13 protein-coding genes are annotated in these 16,316 nt (G+C 60.4%); 7 read left to right on the forward strand and 6 right to left on the reverse strand.

What is annotated here, in order from left to right; all coding sequences use genetic code 11:
- The first annotated feature begins 39 nt into the window (after positions 1-39).
- Together coaD and ACP7C6_RS16990 are read left to right on the forward strand one after the other, a co-directional pair.
- Entirely contained in the window at positions 40-519 is a 480-nt protein-coding gene (coaD, locus tag ACP7C6_RS16985; protein ID WP_003176711.1) for a pantetheine-phosphate adenylyltransferase, read from the forward strand.
- Between the two features lie 102 nt (positions 520-621).
- Positions 622-873, forward strand: a complete 252-nt coding sequence (locus ACP7C6_RS16990; protein WP_003195146.1) for a YfhL family 4Fe-4S dicluster ferredoxin — start codon at positions 622-624, stop codon at positions 871-873.
- Between the two features lie 113 nt (positions 874-986).
- On the opposite strand, the gene mutM is transcribed toward ACP7C6_RS16990, so the two are convergent.
- The gene (gene mutM, locus ACP7C6_RS16995) at positions 987-1,799 is read right to left on the reverse strand and encodes a bifunctional DNA-formamidopyrimidine glycosylase/DNA-(apurinic or apyrimidinic site) lyase (protein ID WP_311893582.1); all 813 of its coding nucleotides are present in this window, start codon (positions 1,797-1,799) and stop codon (positions 987-989) included.
- A 21-nt stretch (positions 1,800-1,820) separates the two neighbouring features.
- Positions 1,821-2,633, reverse strand: coding sequence for an HDOD domain-containing protein (locus tag ACP7C6_RS17000; protein ID WP_174890972.1), 813 nt, complete (start codon positions 2,631-2,633; stop codon positions 1,821-1,823).
- 277 nt (positions 2,634-2,910) lie between these two features.
- Between ACP7C6_RS17000 and ACP7C6_RS17005 the strand changes: the two genes are divergently transcribed.
- The 4 genes from ACP7C6_RS17005 to ACP7C6_RS17020 all read left to right on the forward strand — a co-directional run bounded on the left by ACP7C6_RS17005 (position 2,911) and on the right by ACP7C6_RS17020 (position 9,241).
- On the forward strand, positions 2,911-4,107 hold the full coding sequence (locus ACP7C6_RS17005) for a class I SAM-dependent rRNA methyltransferase (protein WP_003195152.1): 1,197 nt from the start codon (positions 2,911-2,913) through the stop codon (positions 4,105-4,107).
- A gap of 248 nt (positions 4,108-4,355) precedes the next feature.
- The gene (locus ACP7C6_RS17010; protein ID WP_426109016.1) at positions 4,356-5,516 is read left to right on the forward strand and encodes an MFS transporter; all 1,161 of its coding nucleotides are present in this window, start codon (positions 4,356-4,358) and stop codon (positions 5,514-5,516) included.
- Positions 5,517-5,867: 351 nt separating this feature from the next.
- Positions 5,868-7,709 (forward strand): dihydroxy-acid dehydratase, encoded by a 1,842-nt coding sequence (gene ilvD / locus ACP7C6_RS17015; RefSeq protein ID WP_016976011.1) that lies wholly within the window; start codon positions 5,868-5,870, stop codon positions 7,707-7,709.
- A 122-nt stretch (positions 7,710-7,831) separates the two neighbouring features.
- Positions 7,832-9,241, forward strand: coding sequence for a surface-adhesin E family protein (locus tag ACP7C6_RS17020; protein ID WP_236317419.1), 1,410 nt, complete (start codon positions 7,832-7,834; stop codon positions 9,239-9,241).
- 74 nt (positions 9,242-9,315) lie between these two features.
- On the opposite strand, the gene ACP7C6_RS17025 is transcribed toward ACP7C6_RS17020, so the two are convergent.
- From ACP7C6_RS17025 to ACP7C6_RS17040, 4 genes are all read right to left on the reverse strand, one after another.
- Positions 9,316-11,763, reverse strand: coding sequence for a TonB-dependent siderophore receptor (locus ACP7C6_RS17025; RefSeq protein ID WP_426109017.1), 2,448 nt, complete (start codon positions 11,761-11,763; stop codon positions 9,316-9,318).
- Between the two features lie 132 nt (positions 11,764-11,895).
- Positions 11,896-12,843: a FecR family protein gene (locus ACP7C6_RS17030; protein WP_311893580.1), complete on the reverse strand. Its 948-nt coding sequence runs from the start codon at positions 12,841-12,843 to the stop codon at positions 11,896-11,898.
- Entirely contained in the window at positions 12,840-13,373 is a 534-nt protein-coding gene (locus ACP7C6_RS17035; protein ID WP_028618331.1) for an RNA polymerase sigma factor, read from the reverse strand. The genes ACP7C6_RS17030 and ACP7C6_RS17035 overlap by 4 nt, the downstream gene beginning before the upstream one ends.
- A 191-nt stretch (positions 13,374-13,564) precedes the next feature.
- Positions 13,565-14,623: a hypothetical protein gene (locus tag ACP7C6_RS17040; RefSeq protein ID WP_028618332.1), complete on the reverse strand. Its 1,059-nt coding sequence runs from the start codon at positions 14,621-14,623 to the stop codon at positions 13,565-13,567.
- A gap of 241 nt (positions 14,624-14,864) precedes the next feature.
- Here ACP7C6_RS17040 and ACP7C6_RS17045 point away from each other — a divergent pair, with 241 nt between their 5' ends.
- Positions 14,865-16,256, forward strand: a complete 1,392-nt coding sequence (locus tag ACP7C6_RS17045; protein ID WP_426109018.1) for an L-cystine transporter — start codon at positions 14,865-14,867, stop codon at positions 16,254-16,256.
- Positions 16,257-16,316 lie beyond the last annotated feature (60 nt).

Consider the following 16,316-nt stretch of genomic DNA (forward strand, 5'->3'; position numbering starts at 1 on the left):
ACCATCCGGTTCCCCAACGGACTCCGCCAGGACGACGCGATGAACCGAGTGTTGTACCCAGGAACCTTCGACCCGATTACCAAAGGCCATGGCGATCTGGTCGAACGTGCCTCACGCTTGTTCGACCATGTGATCATCGCGGTCGCAGCCAGCCCCAAGAAAAATCCGCTGTTTCCCCTGGAACAGCGCGTGGAACTGGCGCGTGAGGTCACCAAGCACCTGCCCAACGTCGAAGTAGTGGGCTTTTCGACGCTGCTGGCGCATTTCGCCAAAGAACAGAACGCCAATGTGTTCCTGCGCGGCCTGCGTGCGGTGTCGGACTTCGAATACGAATTCCAGCTGGCCAACATGAACCGCCAACTGGCGCCGGACGTGGAAAGCCTGTTCCTCACCCCGTCGGAACGCTATTCGTTCATTTCCTCGACGTTGGTCCGTGAAATCGCCGCTTTGGGCGGGGATATCACCAAGTTCGTGCATCCGGCTGTGGCAGATGCGTTGACGCTGCGCTTCAAGAAGTAACGCCGTTCAATCGGCGCCTGCTCGCACTGCGGGCGCCAATGCGGCACAATTGCGCGCATTAGTTTTCAGATGCCTTGGCTGACAGCCCTGGCAGGAGTTTCCATGTCCCTGATCATCACCGACGATTGCATCAACTGCGACGTCTGCGAACCCGAGTGCCCGAACGCCGCAATTTCCCAGGGCGAAGAGATCTACGTGATCGACCCCAACCTGTGCACCCAGTGTGTCGGCCACTATGACGAGCCGCAGTGCCAACAGGTTTGTCCGGTGGATTGCATTCCGCTGGATGAGGCTCATCCGGAGACAGAAGAGCAACTGATGGAGAAGTACCGCAAGATTACCGGTAAGGCTTAAGGGCCTCTTCGCGAGCAAGCCCGCTCCCACAGTTGACCGAGTTCCAATATGAGAATGCGGTCGAATGTGGGAGCGGGCTTGCTCGCGAAGGCGGCATCAGCCATCACACAAGATCAGCTCTGGCACTTAGGGCAAAACACACTCGCGCGCTGCCCCAGCACCACATTGCGCAACTCGCTCCCGCAGACCTTGCATGCCTCGCCGCCCCGGCCGTAGACGAACAGTTCCTGCTGGAAATACCCCGGCTGCCCGTCGCCGCCGATAAAGTCGCGCAACGTGGTGCCGCCGCGCTCGATGGCAGCGGCCAGCACGCGTTTGATCTCAATCGCCAGCTTCAAGTAACGCCCGCGCGAAATGCCGCCAGCAGCCCGACGCGGATCAATCCCCGCCGCAAACAGCGCTTCCGTCGCGTAGATATTACCCACACCCACCACCACCGCGTTATCCATGATGAACGGTTTCACCGCCATCGAACGGCCACGGGACAGCTGGAACAAGCGCTCGCCGTCAAACAGATCCGTCAGCGGCTCGGGCCCCAGGCGGATCAGCAGTTCATGGTTGTGCGGGTCCTGGCTCCAGAGCATCGCGCCGAAACGTCGGGGGTCGGTGTAACGCAGGGCCAGGCCCGACTCCAACTCGATATCCACATGCTCATGCTTGGCCGCCGGCATGCCGACCTCCACCAGTCGCAAGTTGCCCGACATGCCTAAATGGCTGATCAAGGTGCCCACTTCGGCATTGATCAACAGGTATTTGGCCCGCCGCTCCACCAACACGATGCGCTGCCCGGACAGGCGCACATCGAGGTCTTCCGGGATCGGCCAGCGCAGGCGCCGTTCACGCACCACCACGCGGCTGACCCGCTGGCCTTCCAGGTGTGGCGCGATGCCGCGTCGGGTGGTTTCGACTTCGGGTAACTCGGGCATGTGTACCTCGTGAAGAAAGGGTCAGTGGGCGCCCAGCTCGCGGATCGACAACTTCATGCTTTCGAAGTCGTAGTCCGACAGGCCCACGTAGTCCAGCACCAGATGGCCGATGGCATTCCACTCATGGTCCACCGCATGGTTGCCCAGCACGCGATAGGACGAGCAGATGTGCTCGGCCATCTTCAGGATCGCCAGCAGATTTTTTAGCTGAGAATTGCGCGAAGACTCATCGCTGAACACCGCCAGGGCGTTGTGGTGGTTGGCGATGGCGTCGGTCACATGTTCCGGCAGGCGCCAGGACTTGGCGGTGTAGTAACCGACCACGGCATGGTTGGTGTTGAACGCGTTGTTCTCGGTGTCGACCACGCGGCAGTCGGGGCCGGCATTGGCGTAGGCCTGCTCCAGTACCGACATGTAATTGGGGAAACGCTTGAGCATCAGCGGCACGCCGCAATCGTGGAACAGGCCCAGGGCATAAGCCTCGTCCACCGCCTGGGCGCCGGTACGCTTGGCCAGGGTGAGGCAGGTCATCGCCACATCCTGCGCGGTGTCCCAGAAGCGGTTGAGGGTGACGATGGTGTCGTCGCTCATTTCGCCCTTGATCGACAGCGCGTTGATCAGGTTGATGATCGAACGGCTGCCCAGCAGGTTCACGGCTCGCTGGATCGAGGCGATCTTGTTGCTCAGGCCGAAATACGACGAGTTGACGATCTTCAGCAATGCACCGGACAGGCCCGGGTCTTGGGCGATCAACCGTGCGATCACTTCCAGGTCTGGGTCAGGCATGTATTGCTCCATCTGCAAATCCACCATGATTTGCGGTTGGGGCGGCACGCTGATGCCTTGCAGGGCCTGTTGGATCTGTTCGGCGGAAAGCTCTTGGGACATAAGTACATACTCTGGGCTAGGCGGGGATTCTAACCTCTAAGCAAACCTGACCGACACCCAAATGCCCGATTGAAATCGGACTAAATGTGGGAGGGTGCTTGCCCCCGATTGCATCACCGCCGTACGTCAGATACACCGCGCCGCCTGCATCGCGGGCAAGCCCACTCCCACATGAACCGCGCCGCAACAGGTATACTCCCGCTCTTTTTTCCGGAGCGACGTCATGTCCCTGCCAAGCCTGCGTCTCAAAGCCAACGCCGATCGTCGTTTGCGCAACGGCCACCTGTGGGTCTACAGCAACGAAATCGACGTGGCCGCCACCCCACTTCACGGCTTCCAGGCAGGCGACCAGGCTATCCTGGAAGCGGCCGGCGGCAAGACCCTGGGCATCGTGGCCATGAGCCCGAACAACCTGATCTGCGCTCGCCTGCTGTCGCGCGACATCAAGTTGCCGTTGGACAAGTCGCTGCTGGTGCACCGCCTGAACGTCGCCCTGTCCCTGCGCGACCGCCTGTTCGACAAGCCGTTCTACCGCCTGGTCTACGGCGATTCCGACCTGCTGCCAGGCCTGGTGGTCGACCGTTTCGGCGACATCCTGGTGGTGCAGATCGCCTCGGCGACCATGGAGGCGCATAAAGAAGACGTGATCGCCGCCCTGACCCAAGTGCTCAAGCCGAGCGGCATCCTGTTCAAGAACGACTCCGCCGCGCGCGACGCCGAAGGCCTCAACCGCTACGTCGAAACCGTGTTCGGCCTGGTGCCGGAGTGGGTTGCGCTGGAAGAAAACGGCGTGAAATTCGAAGCCCCGGTGATCCAGGGCCAGAAAACCGGCTGGTTCTACGACCACCGCATGAACCGCGCACGCCTGGCCCCGTATGCCAAAGGCAAACGCGTGCTGGACCTCTACAGCTACATCGGCGGCTGGGGCGTGCAAGCCGCGGCCTTCGGCGCCAGTGAAGTGTTCTGCGTCGACGCCTCCGCCTTCGCCCTCGACGGCGTGGAGCGCAATGCCGCGCTGAACGGCTTTGCCGAGAAGATGACCTGCATCGAAGGCGACGTGTTTGAAGCCTTGAAAGAACTGAAAGCCAGCGAAGAACGCTTCGACGTGATCGTCGCCGACCCACCGGCCTTCATCAAACGCAAAAAAGACATGAAGAACGGCGAAGGCGCCTACCGCCGCTTGAATGAGCAAGCCATGCGCCTGCTCAGCAAGGACGGCATCCTGGTCAGCGCGTCGTGCTCCATGCACCTGCCGGAAGATGACCTGCAAAACATCCTGCTGACCAGCGCTCGTCATTTGGATCGCAATATCCAGATGCTGGAGCGTGGCGGCCAGGGTCCGGATCATCCGGTGCACCCGGCGATTGCCGAGACGCGTTACATCAAGAGCATTACGTGCCGGTTGTTGCCAAACAGCTAAAGCCAAGCACAGATAAAAATGTGGGAGGGGGCTTGCCCCCGATAGCCGTGTGTCAGCCAGCTAATATGGGGCTGACACTACGCAATCGGGGGCAAGCCCCCTCCCACATTTGTTTGGTGGTTGCCGTAAAAGCTTTCCTACCCAAGCAAGCCACGTCAATTCAGGAACTCTCTCTCAACGCTTTTGATTGAATTCCACTTTTCGCAGACTAGTATCCGTTTCTGGTTTTACTCCGGAAAACAAAAACAATGTCTCGGCCCTACCTCTCCCGCTTCATCCTCATCACCTGCATTTCATTGATCAGTTTCTTTCCGATCAATATTCTCCTGCCCTCATTCCCTGCCCTGGCGGCCCGATTCGACACGCCAAGCGCAGACGTCGCGCTGTCCATCAGCCTGTTCACCCTGGTCTTTTCCATTTCTCAACTGATCACCGGCCCGCTGTCGGACAAATGGGGGCGCAAGGAAGTCCTGCTCGGGTGCATCACGCTGTCGATCCTGGGTGCCCTCGGTTGCGCACTGGCGACGGACTACCTGACCTTCCTGCTGTTTCGCAGTGTCCAGGCCATGGGTTGCGGGTTCTTCGTACTGGGCCACGCACTGGTGGAAGACCTGTTCAAGGAGCAAGACCGCGCTCGCGTGCGCCTTTACTACATGACCCTGAGCGGTTCATTCGTTGCGTTGTCGCCGTTGATCGGCTCCTGGCTGCAAACCACCTTCGACTGGCAAGGCAGCTTTTATGGGTTCGCCGTAATGGCACTGGGCATGTTGATCCACGCCCTCTGCATCCTGCCGTCCAAGTCCGCCAGCCCACACCGCACGCCGGTGTCGATCATCGCCACCCTGAAAGCCGTCGCCCGTAATCGCGACTTCCTGCGCTACTGGTGGATCGCCGCACTGGTATTCGCCTGCTACTTCGCCTTGATCAGCGTGACACCGCTGATTTTCATGGACGCGCTGAAGCTCTCCGAATACCAGTACGCGTTGGTGTTGATGGTCTATGGAGTGGCCTACTTGCTTGGCGGCGTTGCGGCCTCGTACCTGCAAAAGCGGATTTCGCTGTCCCGGCAAATCAATATCGGCCTGGGGCTGCTGCTCGTCGCGGGCGTGCTGTTAACACTGATCGTCAGCCTGGATGCCATCACCCCAGTGACGTTGCTCATCCCGATGCTAATCAGCGCGCTGGCCGTGACCCTGGTTCGTCCGGCGGCGATTTCTGCGGCAATGTTGCTGTTCTCAAGCAGTGCAGGTACTGCTGCCTCGGCGGGCAACAGCATCATGTTCCTGACCGCCGCCGTCAGCAGTGCCGCCCTGGCGCAAACCGGGTCCAACCTATTGATCACCATCGCCCTGAGCTTCATCGTCTTTAGCCTGTGGGGCTGGCTGACCAATGCCAGAACTGGACGCTAACCGACTGTAGGAGCAGGCTTGCCGGCGATGGCGAGCTAACCGACGCTACATCGTCACTCGAACCACCGCTATCGCCGGCAAGCCGGCTCCTACAGTCGGTTGTGGGTCTCCCGCACGTCCCGTAGCCGCTATCTTCACGGTTTCGGCCATTCCCTCCAGCCGCCAGCGGTGTAGAATCGACGCTATTCATCGCCAGTCATCCCCCGGCGGGTTTATGAGCTCGAGGCCCAAGCACGCGGCGATCCCGCGACGCGAGTGGCAACTTCCGGACACACGGCCATTTCTGAGTGTTCCAGACGTCAATAGAAGCTCACTCCCCATTGATACCGATTAGCCGCCCGGAGTGCTCCAATGCCTGATTACCGCTCGAAAACATCCACCCACGGCCGCAACATGGCCGGCGCGCGCGCACTGTGGCGTGCCACGGGGATGAAAGATGACGACTTCAAGAAGCCGATCATCGCGATTGCCAACTCGTTCACCCAATTCGTACCGGGCCACGTCCACCTCAAGGACCTGGGCCAACTGGTCGCCCGCGAGATCGAACGCGCCGGCGGTGTCGCCAAAGAATTCAACACCATCGCCGTGGATGACGGCATCGCCATGGGCCATGACGGCATGCTGTATTCCCTGCCGAGCCGCGAGATCATCGCCGACTCCGTGGAATACATGGTCAACGCCCACTGCGCCGACGCCATCGTCTGCATCTCCAACTGCGACAAGATCACCCCCGGCATGCTGATGGCCTCCCTGCGCCTGAACATCCCGGTGATCTTCGTTTCCGGCGGCCCGATGGAAGCCGGCAAGACCAAGCTCGCCTCCCACGGCCTCGACCTGGTCGACGCCATGGTCATCGCCGCCGATTCCAGCGCTTCTGACGAGAAGGTCGCGGAATACGAGCGCAGCGCTTGCCCAACCTGCGGTTCGTGCTCCGGCATGTTCACCGCCAACTCGATGAACTGCCTGGTGGAAGCCCTGGGCCTGGCCTTGCCGGGCAACGGTTCCACCCTGGCGACCCACAGTGACCGCGAGCAGCTGTTCCTGCAGGCCGGCCGCACCATCGTCGAACTGTGCAAACGCTATTACCACGACAACGATGAGTCGGTGTTGCCGCGCAACATCGCCAACTTCAAGGCGTTCGAGAACGCCATGACCCTGGACATCGCCATGGGCGGTTCCACCAACACCATCCTGCACTTGCTGGCCGCGGCCCAGGAAGCCGAGATCGATTTCGACCTGCGCGACATCGACCGCCTGTCCCGTCACGTGCCGCAACTGTGCAAAGTCGCGCCGAATATCCAGAAGTACCACATGGAAGACGTGCACCGCGCCGGCGGGATCTTCTCGATCCTCGGTTCGCTGGCCCGTGGCGGCCTGCTGCACACCGATCTGCCGACCGTACACAGCAAGTCCATTGCCGAAGGCATCGCCAAGTGGGACATCACCCAGACTGATGACGAAGCCGTGCACACCTTCTTCAAGGCAGGCCCAGCGGGTATCCCTACGCAAACTGCGTTCAGCCAGTCGACCCGTTGGGACACCCTGGACGACGACCGTGAAAACGGCTGCATCCGCAGTGTCGAGCACGCCTACTCCCAAGAAGGCGGCCTGGCCGTTCTCTACGGCAACATCGCCCTCGACGGCTGCGTGGTGAAAACCGCCGGTGTGGATGAGTCCATCCACGTCTTCGAAGGCCGCGCCAAGATCTACGAAAGCCAGGACAGCTCGGTCCGCGGCATCCTCGCTGATGAAGTGAAGGAAGGCGACATCGTGATCATCCGCTACGAAGGCCCGAAAGGCGGCCCGGGTATGCAGGAGATGCTGTACCCGACGTCCTACCTGAAATCCAAGGGCCTGGGCAAAGCCTGCGCCCTGCTGACCGACGGCCGTTTCTCCGGTGGTACGTCGGGCCTGTCCATCGGCCACGCTTCGCCAGAAGCCGCTGCCGGCGGCGCGATTGGCCTGGTGCAGGATGGTGACAAGGTGCTGATCGACATTCCGAACCGTTCGATCAACCTGTTGATCAGCGATGAAGAACTGGCCGCGCGCCGGGTTGAGCAGGACAAGAAGGGTTGGAAGCCAGTGGAGAAGCGTCCACGCAAAGTGACTACCGCATTGAAGGCTTACGCCCTGCTGGCCACCAGTGCCGACAAGGGTGCTGTGCGTAACAAGGCGATGCTTGACGGTCTGTAAGCTGCGCCCATAAAAATGCCCCGCCACGTGCGGGGCATTTTTTTGCCTGGCGTTCTGACGCTGTAGTTTTTCATACGCCGGCCGATAACAGGCGCAACTGTATTCTCAAGGAACTCACCCGCATGGATGCCCGCTCTACCGCTCTACACCCGGCTGCATGGGCGCTTTCCCTATTGGCGTTGGCCGGTTGCAGCTCGCTGCAAAAGCCTCAGGTGGACCCAGGCCTGGCACTCTTCAACGAAGCCATGACACTGCCGGCGCTCGACCACACCATCCTGCGCAACGGCGACAGGGTCGCGTACTCCGTCGATTTGCAGCAAAACCCGATCTCTGTGCAGTTCGACGCCTATTGCACACAAGGCCCTGGAAGGATGTTCTACCCCACGCGCTCGGGCCTGCGGGCATTTACTCCCTCACCGGCAACAGGCGTCGACCTGCCGACGGTACAGGCCCAACAACTGCAGCAAAGCGCTCAATTGCAGAGCGTATGCAAGGCACGCCCCGTCCCCGACTGGCGGATGCTGCAAACCTCTGCCGATCAGGGCTGGCTGCTGATCGACCGTAACAGCGTGCAGCAGCAAAGCAGTCAGATATCCGCCTGGGTCGCACAGGATTACCTGCACTATCAGGTCGCCAAGAACGCATCGTTGTTTACTCAACGGCAGGAGCGGCTGACGCTGGATTGCACACGACGCACCATCACGTTGATGAGCCAGTTCAACCTTGATGAAACGCGCCAGATGATCAACGGCGAAATCCGTCGACAATTCAAGCCGCAAGCCTTGGATCAAGCTTCCGGCGAACATGCCCAGCTCTTCAAGGCTCTGTGCCAGGCGCCGGTGGAGCTGACCCATTTACCCGCTTTCAAGGCGCGCCAGCCATTGCCACCCGTTGCCAGCGCAACCAATGCCAACCCGGCCGTGCTGGCGGCCATCCGAGCGCTCGGCCTGCCTGCGCCAACCCGCACCCTGAGCGAGCTGGCGTATGACTATGACGCCGTGCTCTTCAACAACACCCGAGTGGGCGACCAGACCAAACAGGCATTTATCAGTGTCGACAACGCATCCGGCCAGACACTGGTACAAACGCGCGACTCGGCACTCGGCTTTAACCAGGAGCTGACCTTCCAAGGCCTGTTTGATCTGGACAGCCAAGGTCTCGACCGCAAAACCGGCAGTGACAAGGTGAAGACCCGTCTCTTGGTTGGCCTGAGCTTTCAAGGCGATTGGCGTAACTTGCCCCTCGCCAGTGAGGTGAGCTACACCCAGACATGGTCAAAATCCATCAACCCCGATGGCAGTCCTTCGTCAGAGACCAGTGAACCAAGAACCGTGACCTGCAAGGTCGCTCGGGAAATCCCGGCTGCCACCCTGACCCCGGACCTGAAGGGGCAAGCTCAGGTACTCGACTGCGTTCAGATGAAAGGTTGGACTTATCAGGCAGCCTATCTGAGCGACTATGGGCTGTTCATCAAATTGCGTGAGAACGCGTTGGTTGCGCAATGGAACTGGCATCTGAAATCGGTGAAGTGACGCGCGATAGCGTGGCTTGTTTGAGCCTATGAAAATGCCCCGCCACGTGCGGGGCATTTTTATTCCGGTTGCACTCAGAACTGCGGCGTGTAGGTCATGGTGAACATCACATTGCGCGGGTCGCCATAGTAGTTGCTGCCCCAGTTCGCGTTGTAAGCCGGGATGTAGTACTTCTTATCGAACATATTATTCAGGTTCGCCGCGACGGTGAATTCCTGGTTGATCTTGTAGGCCACCCGAGAATCCCACAAGGCATTGCCGGGCACGCTGAATGTGCGGTCATAGGCGACGGTGCTGCTTTGCGCGGTCACACCGGCGCCGACACTGACGTTGCTCCAGTTCCCTGGCAACTGGTAGTCACCCCAGACCTTGAGCAGGTGCTTGGGCGTCCAGGTGCTGAAGATCTTGCCTTCGTAGGTGTCGTCCTTGATGAATTTGGTGGTGTTGTAGGTGTAGCTGGAAACCAGTTGCAGGCCCGGCAGCACCTCACCGCTCAAGGTGGCCTCGAAGCCCTGGCTGCGAACCTTGCCGGACGCGAGCGAGCAGTACCAGCCGCCACAAACCTTGCCGCCTTGCAGATCTTGAGCCGCACGGTTTTCCTGGTCATAGCGGAAGACCGCGAACGACGTATTGAGGCGGCCATCCGCCAGTTCGCCTTTCAGGCCCAGCTCGTAGTTCTGGCCCTCAATGGGCTTGAGCACGGTCAATGAGGTGGTCAGGTTGGTTTGGGGCTCAAAGGCGTCGGTATAGCTGGCATAGGCCGACCATTGCTCGTTGAGCGCATAAACCAGGCCGGCGTAGGGCGTGACGTGACCATTGCTTTGCGTGGTGCTGCTGGTCGGCTCGCCGTACACCCCCCTGGCACCGCTCTCGTCCTTATAGGAATAGTCATACCAACTGGTACGTGCACCGAGGATCAACGTCAGCGGGTCCAGTACTTGGACGCGCCAGGTGCCATAAATCCCCTTCTGGCGAATGTCATACCAGCTCTTCGTCGCATTCCCTGCCTGGAACAACTGGTTCCTGTCGCGCTGCGGACGGTTGTGGTCGATATTGAAGATATCCGCCCCCGGCGTCGCCGCGCGCGCCCAGAAATCATCTGTGGTGAGTTTGGAATAGTTGGCGCCCAGCACCATCTCCTGCCGCAACCCCAGGCCTTCGAACTTACCGTCGACATACACGTCCACACCGCGACTCTTGGTGTTGAAATCAGTGACCCAGTCCACGTAACGCACGGTGCCGGTGTCACCGGGATTGGGGATGGTGTCCCACGTGGCCTGGTAGGTCGCGTCGTTGTGCTCATCCATGGCCACCAGAGCAGCCTTCACTTTCCAGTCATCGTTGAAGCGATGCTCGATATCGGCAAACACCTGGGTCTGGTTATTGACGTTACGGTTCCAACTGGCGCCGACAAAGGTCGAGCGCGAAAGGCCGATATCGCTGCCGTTGGCATACCGGGGCAGCGACATGAAGTTGGGCCGCGAGTGCCCCTTCTGGTTGCTGATGCCCACGCCGACGGTGGTGTCTGGCGTGAAGTCGTAGTCCACCGCGGCATAAACCGTCTGGTTCCAACCGCCGGCGTAATCGACAAAAGAATCGGTCGTGTCGTAATCAGCCACAAAACGGCCGCGCAAGGTGCCTTCGGTATTGAGCGGGCCACCCGCGTCCACTTGTGTGCCGTAGTGGTCCCAGGAACCGGCCTTGGCAGTGACGGTGACGGTCGGCGCCTGTTGCCCGCGCTTGCGCACCAGGTTCATCGTGCCGCCGGGGCTGTTCGCGCCCTGCAGCAAGGCGGCCGGACCACGCAAGGTTTCCACGCGGTCATAGATCGCCATGTTTTCGGTGAGGTAGCTGCCCAGCGCGTAGGTGTTGCGCGGAATGCCGACGCCGTCGTATTGCAGGGTGCCGACCTCAAAACCACGGGAGAAGATAAACATGCCAGGGCCAGGGGACTTGGTCGCCGTCAGGCCGGGGGTGCGCTTGACCACTTCGGAGAGTTTGGTGGTGTTCTGGTCGTCCATCTGCTTGCGGGTCATGACGCTGACCGATTGCGGGATGTCCTTGAGCTTTTGCTCGCCTTTGCCGAGGGTCACGGCACCGGTGGTGTAGGAGCCGGTGCCTTCGGTGGTCGCCCCCAAGCGTTCAGCGCTGATGGTGGTGGCACCGACTTCGAGAGCGCCGCCGGTGTCCACGCGTTTTTCCAGGGTGACGGTATCGGCGTTGATAAACGCCGCGCTCAGCCCAGTGCCGCCGAGCAGTTGCCCCAAGGCTTCACGTTGGCCCAGATTGCCACTCACCCCCGGCGACACCACCCCTTGGGTCAATTCACCACTCACCAACACCTGCACCCGTGTCACCGCCGAAAAAGCTGCCAGCGCACCGTCCAGGCTCTGCCCTGGAATATCAAAACGGTAGGTCTGTGCCTGAGTGGTCTCAGCGGCCTGCAAGTACAGCGGTGCGGTGCCGCAGGCCAAGGAAATGGCCAGTGCCAGCAAGGGCCGTGCGGCGTATCGGTGTGCCATGGATGAAGCTCCCCGGTGCAAAAAAGTCTGTGATCGGCGCCGCACTACTTGAGAGTGCTTACTATTTACGCCTCAGTGATCAAGGACGATGGCTCGCGGGGAAACCCTGAAACTATTTTGAGAAAGTTGTCGTCAGGACGCTTTGCCTTCGCGCAACACCAGCAAATACGGGGTGTAGTGCTCGGCGTGCAGGTTGAGGGTGTATTCCAGCGCCTTGATCACGGCGTCGGGCTTGTCGATCTCGAACACGCCGGACACCACGCGATTGCGCAGCGCATCGCCCAGCACCAGAGTCTTGCCGGGCCAGTAGCGATTCAACTCGCTGACCACTTCCGACAGCGGCTGCTGACGGAACACCAGTTGCCGTTGGCGCCAGGCGAAACCGCTGGCCGGGTCGAAGCCGTGTACCTCTGCAAGGTGCTGGTCCTGATACTCCACCGCCCGCCCAGGCTCCAGGTAGACCGGCTCACCACTGCCCGCACTGACCTGCACCTTGCCCTGTGCCACCTGTACCCGCGTCTGTGCATCACGCCGCGCCACGCTGAATTGGGTGCCGACCACCTTCACCCAGCCATCGCCGGACTGCACCACGAAAGGCCGCGCCGGGTCCTTGGTCACGCTGAAAAACCCTTCGCCACGCAGCAGACGAATCTGACGCTCACCGCCGCTCATGCGCACTTGAATCGCGCTGTCAGTGTTGAGTTGCAACTGGGAGCCGTCGGCCAGTTCGACTGTGCGCGATTCGCCGGTGCGGGTGGCGTAGTCTGCGCGCAGGCGGTCGAGCCAGGGGGTGTTTTGCACGGTCAAGCCCACTGCCAGCAATATGGCAGCGGCATATGCCCAACGGCGCGCAGGTTGGCGCCAGGCAGCCTGTTCGGCTCGGCGGATCACCCGCGCCGGTTCACGCAAACCGCCGAGCATGGCCTGCACTTCCTGCCAAGCGTCATCCTGTGGCTGGCCCTGCCCAAGCCAGGCGGCAAAGGCGTCCATTTCGGCGGCCGTGACATCTTCGGCCTGTAGGCGGAAATACCAGCCAGACGCTTCTTCGAACAATTCGTCGGCAGTGGGTGTGGCGGTCATGACCGACGTCCTTGTGTGTCGCTGGCGAGCCGCGTCTTGATGTACGCGCGGCATTCAATCAAGGCGCGACGCAATTGGTATTCCACGCTGCGCGGGGTGATCGACAGTCGCTCGCCAATCTCGCGGTAGGAAAGTTCGTCGACATGATAGAGCAGGAAGATCTGCCGAGTCGCCTCGGGCAACGCCAGGATAGCGTCCTGCATCAGTTGCTCCTGCTGATAGGCAGCCAATTGCTCATCGGCGCCAGGATTGCTGCAAGGCAATTCTTCACTGGGTTCACCGGCATCCAGGCGCTCGCGGCGAATGGCCTGGCGTTGGTGATCACGCACCAGGTTGCTGGCGATGGTGAAAAGGAAGGCTGGGAGGTTGTCGATCTTCTCGCCGGAATCCAGGCGCGCCAGGCGCAGGAACGATTCCTGGGTCAAGTCAGCGGCCACCTGAGCGCTGCCCGTGCGACGGGTGACGAAGGCCTCGAGGGCTTTCTTCTGCTCCGCGAACAGGCGCGCGATCTGCGAATTCCAGGAGGACACAGCACTACCTTGAGAAGAACGGAGGGTTCAGGAAGTGCGCACGCTAGCAGAGGATGAGATTGGTTCGCAATTGATATCTATTTTGCCGACCTCTGTAGGAGCCGGCTTGCCGGCGATGACGGCCTTGAGTCTTGCATTGATCTCACTGACGCCATCGCCGGCAAGCCGGGCTCCTACAGGGTTGCGTCGGGCTACTGGATTTCGTCAGGCTTGACGATCACCCAGTTCTTGTCCGCCGTCACCGGCAACCCTTCCTTGGCCTGCGCCGCCGCATGCTTGGCGATCATGCCGTTCAGTTGGGTCATGTATTTGTCCTTGCGGTTGATCCACAGGTGGATGCCGCCCTTGGCCACATCCACATCGTGGAACAGCATGTAGCCATCGCTGGTCGGCGTGTCGCCACCTACCAATACCGGTTTTTTCCACTCGTCGATGTAGGTGAGGATTGCCGCGTGCTTGCCCGCCATCCAGGTCGCCGGGGTCCACAGGTAAGGGGTGAGTTCCAGGCCGAGGTTGGCCTTCTCGTCATATTTGCCGGCGGTGATCTGTTTGCGTGCGGTGGTCAGTTCACCGGTCTTGCGGTCCTTGAGCAGGGTGGTCACGCCGATGACGTTCTCGGGTTTGACGTTGTAGCCGTACTTCGGATCGGCGGCGACCATGCGCACCAGTTCTTCCGAGGCGGCGGTCATCACATACACCTCGATGCCGTTTTCCATCAGCTTGTTGTACAGCTCGGCCTGGCCGGTGAAGACTTTCGGCGGTTGCACCTCGGACTTCTTCACCACATCGCCTTCGAAATAGCTGACGGGCACGGGCTTGCCGGAGGCCATCAGCTCATCGACCTGCACTTTGAGTTCCTTGAGGGTGAACCCCGAAAACACCTGGGCGACCCACGGATAGCAGACCATGTCGTCCACTTCGCAGAGGCGATAGTAGTAACTGAACAGACTTTCCTTATGGTCGGCGGTGTCTTTGAAAGGCATAAGCTTGAGCGACGGATCAAGGCTGTCGCGGGTGATCAGGCCTTTGTTTTCCATGTAGGGCAGCAGGGATTCTTCGAGGTCGTAGCGGTAACTGGTGTTGTCCATGTCGAACACCGCGAAGTTACCCTTGTTGGCGTTGGCGGCGATCATTTCGTTCAGTTGCTTGGCGGCGGGGGCCGGCCAGTGTTTCAACTCGGTGGCGGCCATGGTTTGGCCGGCAAGGCCAAGGCACAGCGCGGCGGCAAACAATCTCGAAGCGAGCTTCATATGCGTTTTCTCCCTGAGTGAAAGACACCGACGCTAACAAATCCCTGTGACGGTTATCGCCCGAGCGCGACCGCTTGCGTCGTGATCGCGCCAACGGCATGTGCCTGAGCGTCAAACGCTTATTCCAAAAACGACAGTCACCATTCCATATCGGTATTAAATCAATATATTTCAAGCTGTTAGGCTTTCCGGTTCGCAATCGCAGGCTCACGCGATTGGCTGCCTTCTCAACGGAGCTTCAATGAATCTGCCCCTGATTCTCAACTTACTGGTGTTCGTGGCCCTGTTGCTGGGCCTGGCACAAACCCGTCGTACTAACTGGAGCCTCGCCAAGAAGGTCCTGTTCGCCCTCGTGCTCGGTGTGGTGTTCGGCACCGTTCTGCACACGATCTACGGCGATGGCAATCCGGTGCTCAAGGCCTCCATCGGCTGGTTCGATCTGGTAGGAAAAGGCTACGTACAACTGCTGCAAATGATCGTGATCCCGCTGGTATTTGCCTCGATCCTCAGCGCTGTGGCCCGTCTGCACAACGCCTCGTCATTGGGCAAGATCAGCTTCTTGACCATCGGCACGCTGCTGTTCACCACCGCAATTGCGGCGCTGATCGGTATCGGCCTGACCAACCTGTTCGGCCTCACCGCCGAAGGCCTGGTGGCCGGCACCCAGGAAATGGCGCGCCTGCAAGTGATCCAGAGTGATTACGCCGGCAAGGTTGCCGACCTGAATATCCCGCAACTGCTGCTGTCGTTCGTGCCGGCCAACCCGTTTGCCGACCTGGCCCGGGCCAAGCCGACCTCGATCATCAGCGTGGTGATTTTCGCCGCTTTCCTAGGGGTTGCCGCGCTGCAACTGCTCAAGGATGACGTGGAAAAAGGCCAGAAAGTGCTCAACGCGATCGACACCCTGCAAGCCTGGGTGATGCGTCTGGTGCGCCTGGTGATGAAGCTGACCCCGTACGGCGTATTGGCGCTGATGACCAAAGTGGTCGCCGGTTCCAACCTGCAAGACATCATCAAGCTCGGCAGTTTTGTCGTGGTCTCGTACCTGGCCCTGGGCCTGATGTTTGTGGTGCACGGCCTGCTGCTGTCCCTGGCCGGGATCAACCCGCTGCGTTTCTTCCGCAAAGTGTGGCCGGTGCTGACCTTTGCCTTCACCAGCCGCTCCAGCGCGGCGGCGATCCCGCTGAGCATTGAAGCGCAGACCCGTCGCCTGGGCATCCCACAGTCCATCGCCGGTTTCGCTGCCTCGTTTGGCGCGACCATCGGCCAGAACGGTTGCGCCGGTCTTTACCCTGCGATGTTGGCGGTGATGGTCGCGCCGACCGTAGGCATCAACCCGCTGGACCCGCTGTGGATCGCGACTTTGGTGGCGATTGTGACCTTGAGTTCGGCAGGCGTTGCCGGCGTGGGCGGCGGTGCAACCTTTGCCGCGCTGATCGTGCTGCCGGCCATGGGCTTGCCAGTGTCACTGGTGGCGCTGCTGATTTCCGTAGAGCCGCTGATCGACATGGGCCGTACGGCGCTGAACGTAAATGGCTCGATGACCGCCGGTGCGATCACCAGCCAGGTCATGGGGCAGACGGATAAGGCGCTGTTGAATGCGGATGAGCATGCTGAGTTAGCGCAGGCTTGATAGACCGCTATCGCCGGCAAGCCGGCTCCTACAGGGTAACGCAATCAACTGTAGGAGCCG

The sequence above is a fragment of the Pseudomonas sp. TWR1-1-4 genome (assembly GCF_049897165.1).
Lineage (GTDB): Bacteria > Pseudomonadota > Gammaproteobacteria > Pseudomonadales > Pseudomonadaceae > Aquipseudomonas > Aquipseudomonas canadensis.